The 14,948-nt window shown below is 63.3% G+C and carries 21 protein-coding genes and 2 tRNA genes; 2 read left to right on the top strand and 21 right to left on the bottom strand.

The window, feature by feature from the left end; genetic code table 11:
- The 4 genes from LC343_RS21685 to LC343_RS21670 all read right to left on the bottom strand — a co-directional run bounded on the left by LC343_RS21685 (nucleotide 1) and on the right by LC343_RS21670 (nucleotide 1,178).
- Nucleotides 1–71, bottom strand: a tRNA-Arg gene (locus tag LC343_RS21685).
- 54 nt (nucleotides 72–125) lie between these two features.
- Complete coding sequence (locus tag LC343_RS21680; RefSeq protein ID WP_223479273.1) at nucleotides 126–431, bottom strand: ETC complex I subunit; 306 nt, start codon at nucleotides 429–431, stop codon at nucleotides 126–128.
- Nucleotides 432–472: 41 nt separating this feature from the next.
- A tRNA-Pro gene (locus LC343_RS21675) sits at nucleotides 473–549 on the bottom strand.
- A 131-nt stretch (nucleotides 550–680) separates the two neighbouring features.
- Nucleotides 681–1,178: a hypothetical protein gene (locus LC343_RS21670; RefSeq protein WP_223479272.1), complete on the bottom strand. Its 498-nt coding sequence runs from the start codon at nucleotides 1,176–1,178 to the stop codon at nucleotides 681–683.
- Nucleotides 1,179–1,370: 192 nt separating this feature from the next.
- Between LC343_RS21670 and LC343_RS21665 the strand changes: the two genes are divergently transcribed.
- Nucleotides 1,371–1,613 carry a hypothetical protein gene (locus LC343_RS21665; protein ID WP_223479271.1) on the top strand — a complete coding sequence of 81 codons (243 nt, stop codon included), beginning with the start codon at nucleotides 1,371–1,373 and terminating at the stop codon, nucleotides 1,611–1,613.
- Nucleotides 1,614–1,657: 44 nt separating this feature from the next.
- Here LC343_RS21665 and LC343_RS21660 read toward each other — a convergent pair whose 3' ends face one another.
- The 11 genes from LC343_RS21660 to LC343_RS21605 all read right to left on the bottom strand — a co-directional run bounded on the left by LC343_RS21660 (nucleotide 1,658) and on the right by LC343_RS21605 (nucleotide 9,905).
- The gene (locus tag LC343_RS21660) at nucleotides 1,658–2,761 is read right to left on the bottom strand and encodes a hypothetical protein (RefSeq protein ID WP_223479270.1); all 1,104 of its coding nucleotides are present in this window, start codon (nucleotides 2,759–2,761) and stop codon (nucleotides 1,658–1,660) included.
- A 93-nt stretch (nucleotides 2,762–2,854) separates the two neighbouring features.
- Complete coding sequence (locus tag LC343_RS21655) at nucleotides 2,855–3,100, bottom strand: hypothetical protein (protein WP_223479269.1); 246 nt, start codon at nucleotides 3,098–3,100, stop codon at nucleotides 2,855–2,857.
- Between the two features lie 142 nt (nucleotides 3,101–3,242).
- Nucleotides 3,243–3,524, bottom strand: a complete 282-nt coding sequence (locus LC343_RS21650; RefSeq protein ID WP_223479268.1) for a hypothetical protein — start codon at nucleotides 3,522–3,524, stop codon at nucleotides 3,243–3,245.
- Entirely contained in the window at nucleotides 3,508–3,969 is a 462-nt protein-coding gene (locus LC343_RS21645) for a hypothetical protein (protein ID WP_223479267.1), read from the bottom strand. Before LC343_RS21645 ends, LC343_RS21650 begins: the two co-directional genes overlap by 17 nt.
- A 303-nt stretch (nucleotides 3,970–4,272) precedes the next feature.
- A complete protein-coding gene (locus LC343_RS21640; RefSeq protein ID WP_223479266.1) occupies nucleotides 4,273–4,713 on the bottom strand; it encodes a hypothetical protein in 441 nt (146 codons plus the stop codon).
- Nucleotides 4,710–5,057, bottom strand: a complete 348-nt coding sequence (locus LC343_RS21635; RefSeq protein ID WP_223479265.1) for a hypothetical protein — start codon at nucleotides 5,055–5,057, stop codon at nucleotides 4,710–4,712. The genes LC343_RS21640 and LC343_RS21635 overlap by 4 nt, the downstream gene beginning before the upstream one ends.
- Before the next feature lie 4 nt (nucleotides 5,058–5,061).
- Nucleotides 5,062–5,772 carry an NlpC/P60 family protein gene (locus LC343_RS25165; protein ID WP_274385061.1) on the bottom strand — a complete coding sequence of 237 codons (711 nt, stop codon included), beginning with the start codon at nucleotides 5,770–5,772 and terminating at the stop codon, nucleotides 5,062–5,064.
- A 34-nt stretch (nucleotides 5,773–5,806) separates the two neighbouring features.
- On the bottom strand, nucleotides 5,807–6,823 hold the full coding sequence (locus tag LC343_RS21620) for a phage late control D family protein (protein ID WP_223479264.1): 1,017 nt from the start codon (nucleotides 6,821–6,823) through the stop codon (nucleotides 5,807–5,809).
- Nucleotides 6,824–6,886: 63 nt separating this feature from the next.
- Nucleotides 6,887–7,111: a tail protein X gene (locus tag LC343_RS21615; protein WP_223479263.1), complete on the bottom strand. Its 225-nt coding sequence runs from the start codon at nucleotides 7,109–7,111 to the stop codon at nucleotides 6,887–6,889.
- A complete protein-coding gene (locus tag LC343_RS21610; protein WP_223479262.1) occupies nucleotides 7,108–7,560 on the bottom strand; it encodes a phage tail protein in 453 nt (150 codons plus the stop codon). Before LC343_RS21610 ends, LC343_RS21615 begins: the two co-directional genes overlap by 4 nt.
- Nucleotides 7,545–9,905: a phage tail tape measure protein gene (locus LC343_RS21605; protein ID WP_223479261.1), complete on the bottom strand. Its 2,361-nt coding sequence runs from the start codon at nucleotides 9,903–9,905 to the stop codon at nucleotides 7,545–7,547. Before LC343_RS21605 ends, LC343_RS21610 begins: the two co-directional genes overlap by 16 nt.
- A 55-nt stretch (nucleotides 9,906–9,960) precedes the next feature.
- Between LC343_RS21605 and LC343_RS21600 the strand changes: the two genes are divergently transcribed.
- Entirely contained in the window at nucleotides 9,961–10,284 is a 324-nt protein-coding gene (locus tag LC343_RS21600; protein ID WP_223479260.1) for a signal recognition particle, read from the top strand.
- Nucleotides 10,285–10,414: 130 nt separating this feature from the next.
- Here the strand turns inward: LC343_RS21600 and LC343_RS21595 are convergent, their stop codons facing one another.
- The 6 genes from LC343_RS21595 to LC343_RS21570 form a co-directional block, all read right to left on the bottom strand.
- Nucleotides 10,415–10,741, bottom strand: coding sequence for a phage tail assembly protein (locus tag LC343_RS21595; protein ID WP_223479259.1), 327 nt, complete (start codon nucleotides 10,739–10,741; stop codon nucleotides 10,415–10,417).
- 85 nt (nucleotides 10,742–10,826) lie between these two features.
- Nucleotides 10,827–11,339 carry a phage major tail tube protein gene (locus tag LC343_RS21590; protein ID WP_223479258.1) on the bottom strand — a complete coding sequence of 171 codons (513 nt, stop codon included), beginning with the start codon at nucleotides 11,337–11,339 and terminating at the stop codon, nucleotides 10,827–10,829.
- Between the two features lie 81 nt (nucleotides 11,340–11,420).
- A complete protein-coding gene (locus tag LC343_RS21585; protein ID WP_223479257.1) occupies nucleotides 11,421–12,653 on the bottom strand; it encodes a phage tail sheath protein in 1,233 nt (410 codons plus the stop codon).
- A gap of 109 nt (nucleotides 12,654–12,762) precedes the next feature.
- A complete protein-coding gene (locus tag LC343_RS21580) occupies nucleotides 12,763–13,107 on the bottom strand; it encodes a DUF1353 domain-containing protein (protein WP_223479256.1) in 345 nt (114 codons plus the stop codon).
- Nucleotides 13,104–13,931, bottom strand: coding sequence for a DUF4376 domain-containing protein (locus LC343_RS21575; RefSeq protein ID WP_223479255.1), 828 nt, complete (start codon nucleotides 13,929–13,931; stop codon nucleotides 13,104–13,106). The genes LC343_RS21580 and LC343_RS21575 overlap by 4 nt, the downstream gene beginning before the upstream one ends.
- Nucleotides 13,931–14,551 carry a hypothetical protein gene (locus LC343_RS21570; RefSeq protein ID WP_223479254.1) on the bottom strand — a complete coding sequence of 207 codons (621 nt, stop codon included), beginning with the start codon at nucleotides 14,549–14,551 and terminating at the stop codon, nucleotides 13,931–13,933. Before LC343_RS21570 ends, LC343_RS21575 begins: the two co-directional genes overlap by 1 nt.
- Nucleotides 14,552–14,948 lie beyond the last annotated feature (397 nt).

Below are 14,948 nucleotides of genomic sequence, written 5' to 3'. Positions count from 1 at the left end.
CCCCGGCAGGATTCGAACCTGCGACCATCGGCTTAGAAGGCCGGTGCTCTATCCAGCTGAGCTACGGGGCCGTTGTTGCGCTGATCATTTGCCACCATGCGCATCGCCGTCAAGCGCGCGGCGAATCAATGCGTCCAGGGGGCCTTGCGGTCGAATTTGAAATTGTCCGAATAGGCCATGACCCGCCGTTTTGTCTGATTGGGCTCGTCCAGGCGATAGGCAATTCCATGCTTTTCGGCATAGGCGACCGCGTCATCGCGGCTCGAAAATTTCAGCCTTATCTGGGCCAGCGGATCGGCCGACGACGTGTAGCCCATCAGAGGATCGATGGTGCGCGCGGTTTCGCGATCGAATTCGAGGATCCAAAGTCCGGTCTTGGCCTTGCCGGACTGCATGGCCGTTTTCGACGGGCTGTAAATACGGGCTGACACGGGCACCCTCCTTGTCACCTGACCTCACCATCCGAAACCGCTGGTCGGAGCGGCAGGATTCGAACCTGCGACCCTCTGGTCCCAAACCAGATGCGCTACCAGGCTGCGCTACGCTCCGAACCCCGACAATGCGGCGGTTTCGGGCGATCCGTAGCCGACAGAGATGAGAACCGCAAGGGAACAAACGCACTCAAATGGTAATTTGTGGCGCAAAAGTCCCATGGAAATTACCATGAATGTTCCGCCTCCTCAGGGACCTTCCCGGATGATCATCAAGGTGCGGAATAGACTGTCCCCCAGATCGGCTACAGCTTTGGCCGCAGCCTCGATGTCCGCTGCGGTGACCCTCACCGGCTCTCGTTTCGAGGGCTGAAGGAGCCGGCCCATTTTGATCGCCATCTCTGACTGCGAGAAGTAGCGCTCGATCGCGGCACCGTGCACATAGTCGTTTCGCTTCTCCTGGAGTTCCTGAAGCCGATCGATCGCGTGTGCCAGCTTATCGCGCTGAAGCGGCTCGAGCGTGGGATAGAGCCGGCTTCGAATTCGTTTGATCTTGGCGGTGAACTGGTAGGGGAGTTTCGCCACATCAGCATCGTCTTCGAACAAGACCAGATTGGACAGATGGTCGGGCGCCGTAAGCAGGATCAGGTTGTCGATGCAGTATTCCGCCGCGGCCCAAGCCTCGACGAACTTGCCGAGCGCCATATGAAATTGGTCGATTTTGTCGGTGATGATCTCCACGGACATGAGGCTCTCCATCTTTGGTCTGCCAATCGCGGCGTGCCGGCGTGACAGGCCGATAGGATTTGCTTCCCTTTCGACGTGTTCCCATTTTCCGTTGCATCCGCTATTGCCGGAACGAAACAGGAAACTGGGAACAAAAACGCCCGATCATCCACTGAAATCGACGTCTGTGGATATCCCGCGCGGATCGGCCCGATGGCAAGCCAACTCGATACCGGACAGGATGGCAATACGCTCGGCGAGGCGATCAACATGCGCTTCACGGTGACGGCCGTCTGCTCGCCCTGCAATCATCACCAGATCCTCGACCTCGAATCGCTGCAGGAAACCTTTGGACCGGACATGCGGCTGCGCCGTGTGGCGCTCCGATTGCGCTGTTCGAAATGCGGCCGGCGGGATTGTGGGATTATCGTTCAGCCGGTTACCCGGCCGAACTAATCGCTCACCTTCATAGCTGGAGGGCTCAATGGCAGCATTCGAGATCAGATCAGATCTCGATTGATGTGATCGCGCACGAATTCACGCACTTCTTTCACGAAACCGGTCGCAAATTCGAGCCGCACAACGCCACCGTCTCGGACGACGCGAACCGTCTCTTCGGATCCAAGCAAAATCTTGGACCGCACAAGAGATGGGTAATCCGAAAGACCGGTGGCAAACGAGACGTAACAATTGATGACATCGTGAGTGAACAAGGGCTGCAGCCTCGACCGCTCAGGAAGCTGATAGTCGTGAAGCAGTGGACTGAACACGTCCACGGATTCTTTCAGCTTTCCATCATTGCCTATCTCCAAGACCGATACGACAAGATGGTTTTCGACATAACGGTAATGGGTAAAGCGCGGCCACAGAGACAGCTCCGCCAAGTCTCCCTCAACATGGTCAACACGCCAGTTCAGATGCAGCACGTTATCTTGCTTGACCATCGATCGCCCACCGAAATAGGCAGTTTCAATGGCGCCGCCCCACATCTGCGGAAAATTCTCGCCGCTCTCTGTCTCGCGGCCAATCAAATAGGCTGATAGTGCATTGCCGAATTGTACGGATCGGTCCAGTTTCTGTTGATCGTCGCCGTCCATGAGTTCCGGCAACAGGCCAGATCTTAGCATCTCTACCAGATGCCATTCACCGGAACCGGCTATATCCAGATCAACCCCATTCACGTCGTACTTGTTACAGTTGATGTGAAAATGGCCCATCGTGCAGCCGTCAGAATTCTCGACCGGCCTGACGATAACTCCGATGAGCGAAAGGTCATTTACCTCGTTTTCCGGCTTACGACTGAGCAGGTCGATGACATCCATATAGGATGAAGCGCCGGACATGACGGCTTCGTGTATTTCGCGCACCGCGAGCCTTGCCTGAAGGCGACTACCAGCCCACGCGATCGCAAGATTTTCGTTTGGGATGTTCAGCTTCTGAACCGCGCCGGTTACAAAACCCCACGCATCCTCGGGCAGTTTTGCGTTTATATCAGATACCGCCGGCATCGAAATCGGACCAGCCGGCGGAATCCGGCTCGACAACAACACGTCCCCAAACATGACGGGCGCCAATCCGAACTTGAGCTTGCCGATCAAAGTCATCTACGAATTCCTCGTGCAGAACCTCAACAAAAAAGCCCGTCCGGCGAAAGCCGGACGAGCCTACTCTACAAATTCGGATTTGTGGCGGGATACTTATCCGGCCGGCGTGAAGTCGACGTAGTATTCCTCGCCTTCCTTGAACTGGCCATAGAGCGCAGGGTTGCAGCAGTGCAGCTTGAACTCGGCCGAGGGCGACCACTTCGCATAGGTGTTGTTCTCGTCCGATCCGTCTTCCGGATAGGCCGAGTTTTTGGCCACGGCGAAGAACGTCAGATCCTCGCTGCCGTCCTCGCGCTTGTAGACGCCGGCGACCCTGAGCTTGGCGCGCATTACGTTCATGATGATGTTCCTTTCCTTCCTCCGATCGACGATCGTTCCGCCCCGGAGGACCAGGCGGCACGAAGAAGTCATGCCGGGCGGATGACGATCAGCAGCGCGATCGCCACGCCGAGCAGGAAGCCGATGAGACCGAGAGGCATGGCTATGTCTTCGCCATGCGAAGCTGCTCGGCGATTTCCTCGAGCGTGTGCTGCATGTTCGCCTGGCGCTGGTCGCCCATGCGCTCTGCCGCATCGGCGATTCGCTCGAGTGCTTTGACCGCGCGTTCCGCCTGGTCTCGCTCGACCAGGCCGACGCCAATGCCGGTCAGAACGGAACCGTCCGGCACCTTCGGGGATCGCCCGTTGAAATATTGGCGTATGGCTGCGAGCAGGATGATGACGCCGACACCGGCGCTGGTGAGTATCTCATAGGGAATCGGCATCAGGCGGGCGCTTCTCGAATATCCGATCAGAGACCCCGGCTTCGCCGCTTGCCCTGAAAATATTGATGGCGTCGGCAAGAAACAGCCACGGGTAGATTGCCAACCCGGTGCTGTTTCGATCTGCCAGGACGAAAGACAACGCGACGAAAAACCAGAACCCGGCGCCGATGAACGCGCCAAGCGCACGGATATGTGGCGACCGGCGCCACAGACCGTTGATACCGAGCGTCACGAGGCGGGCGAGCCCGGCCCAGAACAGGACGGTGGACCACGCCTCCTGCCCCATCACGGATGCCAGGAAGTCATAGGCTGGACTTCGATCGAACAGGTTCGGCTCGCTTCCCAGAACGACCGACCAGTGGATCATCATTGCCGACAGCATCCATTCCGTCTCGCGGGTGGGGAATGTCTGCCGAAGCGAGGTGCTCACATGAGCGACAAGCATCGAGATGCCTCCCTATCTGAATGCGCCGGGCACGGCGAAGAAGGCGACTCCGCACCCCATGATGAAGATGACCGCCGCGGCGAGCGCTAACGGCATGATCATTGCGACGGCGCCCCCTGCCCCTCGATCGCGTTGACGGCCGTCACGAGCGCCCCGTGACGCGCGCGGCAGTCGCCGAGGCTGGTTCGGTCGCGCGCCCACAACGTCGCCGCCTCGCGTTCGGACAGCGCCCTTTCGGGAATGTCGGCGACGCTCTGGCATGGTAGTTTCAGAGCCGGGCTGATCCGCGCCAGTTCGGGCGCATCAGCGGCCCACCTGGTTGAGTGCGCGGGACACCCCGCGAGTAATGGCAGGGCCGCGGCGAGCATCAGGATTCGCAGCATCGTCTTTCTCCGAGGCTTGGAGGGCGGCATCGAGGGCGGCGTTCGCCTCCTCCAACGCACTGCGCGCCGCCCGTTCATCGAGATATTGGCGGGTGATCTCGTCGATCTTGTCCTGCGCCTCGCGGCGCTGTTCAGCCTGCTTGTCGAGCAGGTCCTGCCGCTTCTGCTTCCACAGATCGCGCTCGCGCTCGGCGCCGGCGCGCCGCTCCCGATCGACACGGCCGTCGACGATCTGCTCGAGCGCGGGACCGACTACCGGGATCCAGCGCACCGGGCCGAGCGGCACGCCCTCATAGAAAAGGATCACGGCCGCGAAGGCGATCGAGACGAGCCCGATCCGGGATGTCAGGACGGCAATCATCCGACCGCTCCGTCCGGGACCGTGATGCCGCCAAGCGGGTCGGTCTCCGCTTCATGCTCCTGCACGCGCGGGCTTTGCTTGGACCGCCATTCGAGGCCGTAGGCCGTCGTCAGAAAGCCGGCCGCCGCGGTCCACAGAAAGATCAGCACCTCGCGAAGCGCCGAGATGAGGTTGATGATCGGCTCGATGTCGCCGCCGGCGAAATAGCCGGCGACGGCGAGGCCGACGAGCATCAAGGTCAGCACGAGCGGAATGAGCGTGAACGCCCAGGCCGCCTCGCGCTTGCCGGTCTTGCCGCCGCCTTGCGGCGTGACGCCGAGAAAATGGAGGATCGACGGGATCATCGCATCATGCCTCGTTCGTCGTCACGGCAATGCCGGAGCCGCCGCCGCGCACCTGCAGGCCGCGCGCCGGCATGGCGGTCGATGGCCAGCGGCAGCCGCCCTTGCGCAAACGCGACTTGGCGATCCGCGAGATCGTCACGGCGTTCGACTGGTTGCCGCCCAGGACATGGAAATGCGTGTCGTCTTCACCGACGCAGAAGCCGACATGCCCCTGCCATCCGGACGGCGAACCGCGCCAGAAGACCAGGATGGCGCCCGGCTGCGGCTTCACCTCGCGGCCGAACTTCAGCCAGTTGATCGCCGCATAGGGATTGTCGGGCAGCGGCTCATCGGGAAGCGTCACGGCGATGCAGGTCTCGACGAAATCGCCGCACCACGGGATCCGCGCCGGATCGCCGATTGTGCCCTTGCCGAGGCGGAGGAAGGCGCGCAGCACCGAGTTGTCCCGGCCTTCATGCAGGCCCATCTTGCGCCGCGCCAGATCCATCCAGGGCGTGTAGTCGGGCGCGGTTTGCGGGGTGCCGACCTTCTTCTCGGCATCGAACAGATGCGCCAGCGTCACCGGGCCGACGATGCCGTCAACCACCAGGCCGCGCGACAGCTGGAATTCCTTCACCGCCGAGATGGTCTTGCGCCCGCGCAGGCCGTCGATCGGACCGGGATCGAAGCCGAGCTGCTTCAGCCGGCGCTGAACATTCGCCGTCGTGTAGGTCATGACAGTTCCTTTCCGTTCGGGAGAATCGCCGGACTTACCGGCGGTCGGTTCCCGCGCCGCCGGCGGGTTGTTTGAGCTGCAGGCTCGTCGTCGCGCCGGAGGAGCGGTTGGCCGTGTGTGTCACCGAGACGATGCGATAGGTGCCGTCGACACCCGGACGAGCGCCCGTGAGGATGAATTGCGCCTCGGCCTGCGCTTCGACGGCGAGGTCCAGATCCACACTGCCTTCGCCGCCCTCTCGCTCCGCCTCGCTTTTCCGGGCCTCGCCAACATCGCCGGCTTGTGCTTCGTCTGCGGCAGTCGTGCGGATCTTGTTGGCGCTGTCCGGCAGATCGCGATCGGTCGAAAACTCGACCTCCTTCGTCTTGAAGGACGCACTCTCGCGATCGAACCAGCGAACTTCCGCCTTGGTGAACTGGCGCCGGCCGGTCAGTGGCGCAATATCCCAGGAGATGACGTTGCCGTTGAACTCGCGACCGACCGTCCCGATGATGGCCGGAAGGCCCGGGTCGCTGCCGCGCGGAACGAAGACCGCCTCGGTGCCGCGAAGCTTGAAGGTTGCGTAGAACTCTCGTGCAAGACGTTCGCCCAGATGAACGAAGCTCTCGCCATCGGCGGCCCAATAATCGCGGGTGATTGCGCCGAGTTCGTCATCAATTTTTAGAGAGAAACCAGCCGCTTCCGCTGCCTTGCCGAGAAAGTCCTTCAGCGAAGCGTCATCGGAATGGAAGGACTGAGGCTCTTTCGCCTTTCCCTTGACGTCATATCCCTTCGCAGTGACGTTGATCGCACGACCGCTTCCGCGCGAGCCGCTTGAACGGACACTGTCGACGATGCCGTTGAAGACCTGGACACCCTGCAGATAGACCGCCACCGCGGATCGGTCGCCCGGCAGGCGGAGCTGCGCATCCCGATCATCGAACGCCAGAGAACATCTGTCGGATTCCGTGCCCGCCTGGTCCGTGACCGAAATGCTGGTCAGGAACCGCGCCATCTCCCCGCTCATGTCCTGGCCGTTGACCAGAACGCGCCAATCCACTTTCCACGGCATGAATTTGCTCTCTAGTAAGCGGCGAGCCGCTATCCGGTTTTCTCTTTCGTAAGCGGCAAGCCGCTATCCGAAGAGCGTCACGACCTTGCGGGCCGTGAATGGCGCCGGCTTCGGAAGGTCGGGCAGATGGACTTCCGTTCCGAGCGGGATTACCGGACCGAGCGATGACAGTCCTGGATTGAGCTCCATCAGCGCCTCGATCAGCCCCTGCCCCTCGACTCCGAAACGGCGGAACAGCAGCAGATCGGCGGTGATGCTTTCACCGCGCACAATCACACGTTCGGTCATCGCAGAGCCTCGAAGAGGGAAAGCAGGCCGGAGATGATCGATTGGCCGGCTCCGGTATCGGCCTGCACCTTCTTCATCGTGATAGAGTGGCGCACGGTGAAGCCGACGCCGTCCCGCATCAGATTGGTGTGGCCTTCGGCAATCCGGGTGATGGCGAACCACCCGAGACGCGCACCATCGCCACGCATCAGCGGGAACCGGGCGCCGCTCCGGCGCATCTGGTGAGCGATCTCGAGTTCGCCCAGCCCGCCGATCTTTGCGGGCAGCAATTGTCCCGACAGGGTAACCTCGTCAGCCCCCTCGCCCATGAATTCGGACGGCTCCAGCCCACCGATCACCGGCTTTGCGGCGAGATCCGCATCCGCCGAGCGGTCCATCGCATCCGCATTGAACGGGCGCGTGTCGAGCGTGAGGGTTCCCAGCATGTAGAGCATCAGGACACCGCCCATTCCATGTCGGCCTGGACGCCACTCAGCGCGTCGCGAAGCTTGCGGCCGAGTTCCTCGGCAATCCTCTGAGCATCGGACGCCTCGTGAATGGTGATCGGCCCGAGGTTCAGCTCCTCGATAACCAGCCCTGCGCGCTGTTGCGCTCCCGACATCGACGCCGCCGAGTGCACGTATCCGGCGCGCGACGGCGTAACCAGTTCCGGGCCATGCTCGCCGACAAGATAGGTCCGGCCGCCCGCGATCGCGCCGCCGGCGGCGCGCGCGCCATCCACTTCCGGCGCCGAGACCTTGGCCTCTCCGCCCCAAAGCCTCGACAGCCAGGCTGGCGGTTGCGGCCACTTGATCAGGGAGGCGATGTCGATCCGCCCGATTGCCTCGAGGATCCGCTGCGGCAGAGATCGAAACCATTCGATCAGCGCGGTCACGGCCCCGATTACCCCGTCGACGAGCGCCTGACCGACCTGCCGGCCAGCGTCCCTGAAGCTTGCTTCAGCCTCGTCGGAGTAATCATTGATCGAGAACAGGTCGGAGACCCAGTTGCCGATCTGCGACGGGATCGCGGTAACGATATCGACAACCGACCGGGCCAGTGCCCCGATTTCGGCCTGAGCGGCGGCGATCGCTGCACGGACGCTGGCTTCGTCGATGCCGAGAATGGCCGCCAGATCGACGGCGCGCTGCGTCGCCCACTCCCCCACGGCCGCCGCGATGCGCCCGCCAAATCCGGCAATCGCATCGACGACCGGCCCGAGCGCCCCCAGGATCGCTTCAGCGAAGCCGCTCACGAAATTCGAGATTGGCTCCCAGTAGTTGTAGATGGCCAGCGCCAGTGCCGCGACGGCAGCGATGACGCCCCAGATCGGCGCCGTGATACCGGCGATAGCCGCAACGATCGCGCCGGCCGAACCGACAATGGCCGTCGAGGCGGAACCGATCCCGGCCACCAGCGAAACGAACATGCCGCCGCCACCGACAGAGGACAGCACCGTGGCCGCGGCGATCGCAAGCTTGATCCGCTTCGCCGCGGCCACGATCATGCCCGCCCCCTTGGCAGCCGCAATGCCGGCGTCGAGAATTCCGCCCTGAAGGAAAAGGAAGGCGTAACGCGCGGCGAGCGTCGCGATGCGCAGTCCGACCAGGCTGGCGACAAGGCCGGTGACCGCGGCGGTCACCTCCGGATGAGCCGCCGCAAAATCGCCAAGCGCAGCGATCATCGGACCGACAGTGGCCGTGACCTGGACCAGCGCCGGCAGGAGCGCCGAACCGATCGAGATCGAGAGCGCTTCCATCTGGTTGCGGAAGAGCTGCATCGCGTTGGCGGAGGTCTTGGCCCGAACCTCGTATTCCGCCTGGCTGGAGCCGAGGAAGTTCGCCTTCTCGGCGACAGCGCCCAGCGATTGCGCCAACAGATCGGAGTTCTCGATCAGAGGCATGATCGCGCGCGCCTCGTCCCCGAAGAGATCGCTGATCGCCGCCGCTCGCAAATGCTCCGGAAGCTTGCGGATCCGCGCGACAACGTCCTGCAGCGTGCCGACCGCGTCCTCCTGCAGATCCTTGGCAACTTGCTTGGCGTCGAGGCCGAGCTGCTTGAATGCCCGGTTCTGCGACTTCGTGGCGCTCGCACCCCGCGACAGTGCGCGGCCGACGTTTCGAAACGAAGTCGCCGAGACATCGGCGGTCTGGCCGGCGGCGATCATCGCCGAACCGATCGCGGCTGTCTGCTCGGCCGTGAAGCCGTACTGGATGCCGACCGACCCGACGCGCCGCATGAAATCGAGCAGGTCCGGCGCGGCCGAGGCGGAGGTGTTGGACAGATGGTTGATCGCGTCGGCGAGCGCCGCCGTATCGGCAACCGTCAGGCCGAGCGCGGTCTTGATCTTGGCAAGGCTCTCACCTGCATACCCGGCCGAGATATCGAAGGCCACGCCCACCTTTGCGGCGATCTCGGCGAATTCGAGCAGTTCGCCGCCCTTCATGCCAGCCTGGCCGGCCGCCGCGACGATATCGGCAATGCCGGTCGCCGCCATGGGAATGCGCCGCGACATGGTCAGGATGTCCTTCGACATCTGCTGCAACCCGTCCGGCGCCTCGAAATCGACGACCTTGTTCACGTCGGCCATCGCCGACTCGAATGCCATTGCGGCGCGAGTCGGCGCTGAAATGGCCCGCGCCAGCGCGAAGGCCGCCGCCGTCGCATCGACCATCTTCAGGCGTGTCGCGTTCATCCGCTCGGCATTGCGGCGCTGTGCCGCCTGCATTCGCTCGAGCGAACCGGCCACGGCGCGCGCCGGCGCCGTCACCCGATCGACCAGCGACAGGATGAGTTCCGAGGTCAGGGTTGCCATCGGCGAATTGATCCGGTGTAAATGCTGCCGTCCCGGTCAGAATGGGGAGACGGCTGTGCGGTTATTGCTTGCGGTTGTATTCGCGCTCGGAAGTATTTCCGCGGCGCAGGCATGGGATGACCTGGAGCGCATGCAGACGGCGACCGAGCTGGGCGACCTGCTCGCTTCGGAAACGGTTTGCGGCTTCGCCTACAATTCCGACGCCATCTCGACCTATATCGACGAGAACGTCCCGGCCGACGACATGGGCTTCAATCCGATGCTCGACATGATGATGGGCGGGCGCACCGAAATGATGAAGTCCATGACGGACAGCCAGAAGGTCGCCCATTGCCGTCAGACCGAGCGCGTCGCGAAGGCGCACGGCTTTCTCGACTAGCGCCGGCCCGGACCACGACGTTCTGCGGCCACAATGCGCCCGAGCGAGCCGACATCGGCGAGGAACTCGTCAATGTCCATTTCCTTCACGTCGCCAATCGGCGTGTGCAGCTCCCGCGCGGCCTGAACGATCAGGTCGCGCCAGCGGACTGAAGCGCCTTCTCCTTCGCGTCCCTCGCCATCGCCGCCGCCGACTTTCCCATCAGGGGAGCCGCCACCTCGCCGACCGCTTCGAGATCCTCCATGTCGAGTTCCTCGATCACTTCGACCGGAACATCGGCCAGGGCAGCGAAGATCAGATAGCCGGCACGCACCGGATTGGTCTCGTTCTCCCCAACAAGCGCGTCCTTCGCTTTCATCCGGCGAAAGGTCAGCTCGGTGTAAGTCTTGCCGTCGACCTCGACCGGCTCGATCAGGGTATGCTTGGCCGTTTTCGGCCGCTTCGCGGTATCGCTCATGACATGCTCCGGAAATCAGGTTGAGAAGCCGGCCAGAAGGCCGGCTAGGCGGACAGCGGCTTACCGCTTACGAAAGGGGATCGGCTTAGGCGCCCAGCGCGTTACGGACGTCGGCGAAAAGGTCGACGCCGGCGCGGCGGATCACCCTCTCCTCGAAGTCGAAATACCAGTACTCGGTCCCGTCGAGCGTGAACTCGAAATGGGTGACCTCCTTAATGGCATGGTTGCAGCCGAGGAACTCTGTCGGGCTGGATTCGTCCGGCTCCCATTCGGTGACCGCGCCCTCGATGATCGCGCGCGCGGGGACCACGCGATTGAGTTTCTTGTCGCGAAACGCGCCGGCGAAGGTCCAGCGGTCGACCGTGCCCATGCCCCGGAAAATGTCCGTGTCGATGCCCTTGACCATGAAGGCAGGCTCGAAGACCTCGAGGCGGGGCAATGCGTAATCGACGGCACCGATGCCGCCGCCCGGATTGTGCGGAACGGTGGCGAACTTCACCGGCGGAATGGTCAGTTTTTCGATCGTGGTCGCGCGCGACGATCCGGCCTCGGTGGCGCGGCGAACGTCGACGGCGGTCAGCAGGTAAAGCGACTGCATGGCTGTGTTCCTTCTCGGATGATGGATGACGGGAGCGGCGCGTCAGGCGGCAATCAAAGCCGCATGACGCGCGAGGACAGATCAAGCCGCGGCGTTCAGCCGTGCGATGATCTCGTTGACCAGGCCCTCGACGGCCGGGCGGTAGCGGCGGATTTCATGGTTCGCCAGCTTGAAGACCGGCGCCGGCTCGATGCCGATGTCGAGCTTCAGCGTGCCGAGACGGATGTTCTCCGGCGAGTTCTGATCCGCCTTGAACATCTGGTTGGCCGGCGTGTAGCCGAGAATGTCGTCGGCCGCCTTGTGGTCGCGCAGCTTGAAGGCGATCGAATTGATCCAGGCCTCCGCCAGATCGGCGGTGATCTTGCGGCCGAGGAACTGGCGCGTGATCGCGATCAGTTCGGTGACGATGTAATCGGTCCCGCGCACCTGGTGGAATTGCTCCCAGAGCTCGCCGGTCTGGGCGTTGTCGGTGCCGATGAAGACGAAGCCGCCATCGGAGACCGCGCCGTCGACGCCCACCTCGCCCTCGACCACGATCGAAACATTCGCCTCGAGCATCTGCTGGCCTTCCGTGGAACCGTCGAGCAGCGAGAACGGAATTTTCCGCGAGGTGCCGGCGATGCCGTAGATCGGCCGGTTGGCGATCGGGTCGAACGGCTTGCCGAGGTTCTCGTTGTCGATCCGCACGAACAGACCGGCGATGCGGGGCGCCATCGGCCGCGTGACCAGCTCGTCGTCCTCATAGACCTTGGCGGCGATGCCGATCGGGATGACGCGCTCCGAGCTCAAGGTCTCGCGCGCGTCGATTGCGTTCGCCGAGGACGTCGGATCGACATCGACCGGGGCGATAGCCAGAATCTTGCCGAGATTGGCCTCGAGCGCCGCGACCACCGGGTTGATCGTGTCCATGTCTGGCCGGTAGGCGGTGCGCCCGGCGACCACGATGCGCGGCGTGGCGTTGACCGCCGATGGAATGTCGGTGATCGTGGCGATGACGGCCGCGATCGAGGCGGCCGTTTCCGCGTCGTCCTCGCCTTCGGCCACGCGCACCACGGTCACGTCGGCCCCGGCATTGAGGCCGGTGAGCTGGTCGGAAATCCCCTTCACCTGGTCGGCGAGAAGGCCGGTGCCAAGCGCCGCGACCATGGCGCTATCTCCGGTGGAGAAGCGCACCGGCGTATCCAGAGGGAACGTCCCTGCCGTGGCATCCTCGGAGGTCTCGATGCACAGGATCTTGGAAAAGTCCGCGCCGATGACGGGGACCGGCTCGTCCGCCGGCCGGGAAAATTGCATGCCGAATACGGGTGCAGTCATGAGGTTCGCTCCTGCATTGAAGGCCCGTCAGACGGGCGGGTTGAATGTTGGGTGTGCGTGATCCCCGTCAGCGACGGCGAAGCCGGAAGCTTAAGGACGGGGCAGAGACTTATCTAAATTGCCAGAGGGCAACCGCGAGATACATGACGAGACGGCGCGCCAGGGGAACGCCGTCCGCCTTCAGGGCTTCATGAAATTCGCCGGCGGCCGTGAGGCGGTTCCAGCCGGCCTTCAGCATGTGGTCGTGCAACGCGGCGGCCTTCAGATAGCGCGGCTCGCGCACATCGAAGACCAAGCGCAGCGGCCACGGGATCGAGACGTCGAAGACGAAGCCGGACGGCACGACATAGATCGGCCCGTCCATCGCGCCGACATGCCAGGCGAGCGGCGCCATCATTCGGAAGAGGATCCCGCCGGCGGGCTCCACCGCGAAATGGGTGGTGTAGGCGCTCATGGCCAGTTGGCGTCGTCCAGATAGTCTGCGTCGTTCGCCTTCAGCGCCCAGCTCGCCTGATAGAGCAGCGAGACATAGCCGGCCGAGGCTTGCCACAGCTCGAAGACTTGCGCCGGCAACAGCTCGTGGTTCTGGTTCTCGGCGTCGCGGAACACGGTGATTGTCGTGGTGTCGCCGCCAACGATCCGCGACAGCGCCGCCATGCCGAGGCCCTGCAGGTTGCGGATATCCGTTTCCTTGCCGCTGATCGGGATCGCCCCGGCGCCGGTCACGTCGACAGAGACGCCGGCGACGATGCGCCGCTCGCGCTCCTCGTTAATCGCATCGGAGCGGATCCGCGCGGCAACCGCCTCGTCCGGATCGACGGACAGAACCGGCGCGTCGCCAAAGGCTGCAATCGCCGCCTGGCGCACCGTGTCCCAGGCGGTCCACTCGGCGGTCTCTGCGCCTTCCTCGTCGAACTTCTCCGGCTCGCCCTGCCGCCAGGCGAAGAGCGCCTTCACGTCATCGGAGGTCGCGGCGATCGTCGCCTGCGCTTCCGTCCAGGCCTCATACGCCGGTGTCGGCTCGGTGCCGGTCTCCTCGCCCGTTTCCGGATCGTAGACCGGCTGCGTCTGCTCTTCCGGCTCGGTCACCCGAAGCGCTTCCTCATAGGCCGAAAGCTCCGCCTGCGCCGCCAGGACGATCGCGTTGTGCGCCTCGATCGGGGCGATGTCGGCCGCCGGCATGGCGCGGCTGTCGACCGCGTCATGGAAGCAACCGATTGCGCCGGTCGCATGGTCGAGCGTCCAGCGGCGCACGAAGGTTCCGTTGTAAACGTCCATCAGCCGATCCTCTTGAAGTGGGGTTTCCAGCGCAGGTTCTTCGACGCGAGGCCCGTCGCGGTGATCCGGATCGCCTGCGCGGTCGTGTCGACATCGATCGCCACCGCCATCGAGGCTGTCACCTCGCGGATGATGCGCTGGGTGGATGCGCCGGAAAGCGCGACATTGCCCTCGCCCGGCCGATACGCCATCACGACGTCTTCATAGGCCGCCATCTCCGCGCCATCCGCATATTCGCGCGCCACCGTGCGGATCACATATTCGCCGCCGCCGCCCTTCGGAACCGGGATGGTGCCGATGACGGTCGGCGTAGCGTTTTTCGTCACGACTTCGGGCAGGTCCGCCTCATCGGGATCGTGCAGCGGCGGCCCGCCATTGTGGCCGATCATCGCGGCTTCGGCCGCCTCGCGGAGATTGATGCTGGGGATTTCAATATCGGCGGAACCGCCATCGAAGCGCGCCAGATAGCCACCCGTGGCGTACAGGCCGGAATAGACTGCTTCTGTGTCCTTCTCGGTGACGAGCAGGCCCTTCATCTTCGCGTACCCGCCCGCCGTGGCGACGTGGAGAAGGTCGGTCAGCGGATCGTAGGCGAGCGCATCGACACTGGCGTTGGACAACAGGCACTTCGCGCCGGGCTGGAACAGCCAGCGCTCGGCCTCGTAGATTTCGCGGAATTGTTCAGGCGTCGGCGCGACCGCAGTAATTCGTGGGATAGATATAGTGCCAAAAAACTCAAGTGCACTCGGGGCGGATGGGTGCTCTCGACCAATAGTGACTGTCCCGTTCGCATTCGACAATGAACCAACGCTACTTGCGTCAGCAGTCCCCGCAAGGGCTCCATCGATCCATAATTCAATCTGCGTTCCGCGTTTTACCCCAAAGACACTCGCTGTAGAGCCAGATGAGTAGTTTGCAGCGGAAGTCACCTGCACCGTGTTAGGGTCAAAACCCAATCAGCCTGTTGAGTGAACGACGCAAATCAGATTCAGAGCTTCTGGAAGTCCGTCTGGAGGT

The sequence above is a fragment of the Oricola indica genome, from assembly GCF_019966595.1.
GTDB classification, from domain to species: Bacteria; Pseudomonadota; Alphaproteobacteria; order Rhizobiales; family Rhizobiaceae; genus Oricola; species Oricola indica.
Note: the sequence above shows the minus strand (reverse complement) of the source record. Positions and strands in the feature narration are given on the sequence as shown.